Annotated in this window: 2 protein-coding genes and 1 pseudogene; all 3 read left to right on the top strand. The window is 31.3% G+C overall.

The window, feature by feature from the left end:
- The first annotated feature begins 70 nt into the window (after positions 1–70).
- Complete coding sequence (locus VNJ50_RS13490) at positions 71–823, top strand: hypothetical protein (RefSeq protein WP_325582774.1); 753 nt, start codon at positions 71–73, stop codon at positions 821–823.
- Between the two features lie 5 nt (positions 824–828).
- A complete protein-coding gene (locus VNJ50_RS13495; RefSeq protein WP_325582776.1) occupies positions 829–1,557 on the top strand; it encodes a hypothetical protein in 729 nt (242 codons plus the stop codon).
- 16 nt (positions 1,558–1,573) lie between these two features.
- A pseudogene (locus VNJ50_RS13500) lies at positions 1,574–1,950 on the top strand (hypothetical protein); the annotation flags it as partial.

Here is a 1,950-nt window from a genome sequence, read left to right on the forward strand (position 1 = left end):
CAAAAGGAAAACTGTGAAGCCATTTAAAACAATAGAGCAGAAATTTTATTAATCTTAAAAAAAAATTAAAATGAAAAGAATTAGAAAATCTAACTTATTTACCACAACTATAGTAATGCTGTTTTTCTTCAGCATCATTGGTTTTTGGGGATGTGAGAAAGAAAATTTGCTTGAAAGTCAATATGAAGAATATCTTGATTTAGATACTTATGAAATGTCCAAAATGTCAGTAAAAGATATGGAGACATACGGGCAAGCACTTCAAAGACTTAATATAGATAAGAAAAATGGTCTTTATCGAATTAAGCAAACCACTGGGGCACAAGTGAATATTTCGGAGGACTTGTTTAAATACATTACAAAAGGATTTAAAAGAACCAATGAGATTTTTGCACCAAAAACTTTTAATAATTTAATTCCTAGATTAAAATCTGGAAATACTGAAGGAGACAATTCTCAACCCAGTGATTCAACTTATTGTGTTGCGCATTCACTTGCAGGCATGGGTGGTGTAAGTTTTAATGATGCCAAAGCCTATCTAGATAGTATTTACGGTTCAAATTTCAGTGGAGTAGGTTCAACCTTCATGGATTCTGTGGTATATCATTTTTATCCAAATGCAAGAAAATCCAATTCTGTAACGCAAGGTGGGTTTTTAAACAACGCACTTATATGGTATCCGACATCTGACACAACGGGTCATGCAGTAAATGGGATGTTTTATGATTCAAATAGTGGTTATATTCTATATAATGACTATCAGAACAATCAAATGTTGCCAATTCAGGCTGATAGCATCTCGTCTATTTATTATCCCTATTAAGAATTATGAATATCTTAAAGCAAATATTTATCTTTAGTATTCTTTTTGCACCGTGGAATCTTTCTGCTCAAGAAAATTTATGGTATAAAAAAGAATTACCGGCATACACTGAGTACCTTGCTAATGACTTTGGTATTATTTTTAATCCAATTAGTAATTTTACAAATTTGGATAAATTCTATGTATTATGGTCAGCCAGTAAAGAGCCAGAGAAAGGAGCTGGTAGTATATATGGACCTATATTTTTATCCAACAATAAAGATTGTATGATAATGTATAATGCTCAACCAAACTACGTTTCTAAGAAAGAAGAAGTAAGGCTTGGAATGGTAAATCATAATTTTCACAGAAGTCAAATAACAGGTGAAATAAGAAGTGCTCTTGGTTTATATTTTGGTCATGGAAATCCTTTAAATAAGAATAACGTTGAAACTCGTTTTAATGACTATGTAACCATTATTGCAGGCAAAAAGCCTTATGAGATGTTTAATGCTGACTCCATTTTTATTTATGATTTGCCAAATGCTGATTCTGTATACTTTTTCGATGAATCATTAGAAAGAATTCGTAAAGAGAAGTATCCTTATTGTACTGGAATGTTTATTACAAAAAATGACAGGGCGACTATGGATATAAAACTTTTCTTTACAAAAAAAGGTGAGAAAAAGAAGAACCAATATGTCGAAATGTTATATAAAAGCATATGGTATAATGACAAATTCCATCGTGATTAGAGTTTGACGGCATAATATGAAATTTAAAATTGGAATAGTTTTGATATTTCTCGGAAGTGTATTTCTCACTTCCGAGAAATTTGTAAATACGGAAAATACGGTAAAGTTTTACATTACAGTATTTGGATTGTTTATTGGAATAATCACATTGCTTTTAAGGAGTGTAAATATAAAAATAGCAGTGCAGGAAATTGCTTCATTATCAATGATGAAAGGACTGTATGTTGTTGGGGTATTTCAGGCTTTGTATGGAGTATTACAATACATCGGCAAATATCAATCTAATCATAGCTCTTTTGCTGTTACTGGCAGTTTTGATAATCCTGCTGGGTTCATTGCTGTTTTAAGTTTACTGTTTCCTATAGGGGTATTTTGGAGTCTCAAATCTAAAAA

It is taken from the genome of Gelidibacter sp., assembly GCF_035577925.1.
In the GTDB taxonomy this organism is placed as follows: domain Bacteria; phylum Bacteroidota; class Bacteroidia; order Flavobacteriales; family Flavobacteriaceae; genus Gelidibacter.

Excerpts from the sequence above, each read along its gene's own strand:
- VNJ50_RS13490 (WP_325582774.1), top strand. The coding sequence starts at position 71 with ATGAAAAGAATTAGAAAATCTAACTTATTTACCACAACTATAGTAATG.
- VNJ50_RS13495 (WP_325582776.1), top strand. The coding sequence starts at position 829 with ATGAATATCTTAAAGCAAATATTTATCTTTAGTATTCTTTTTGCACCG.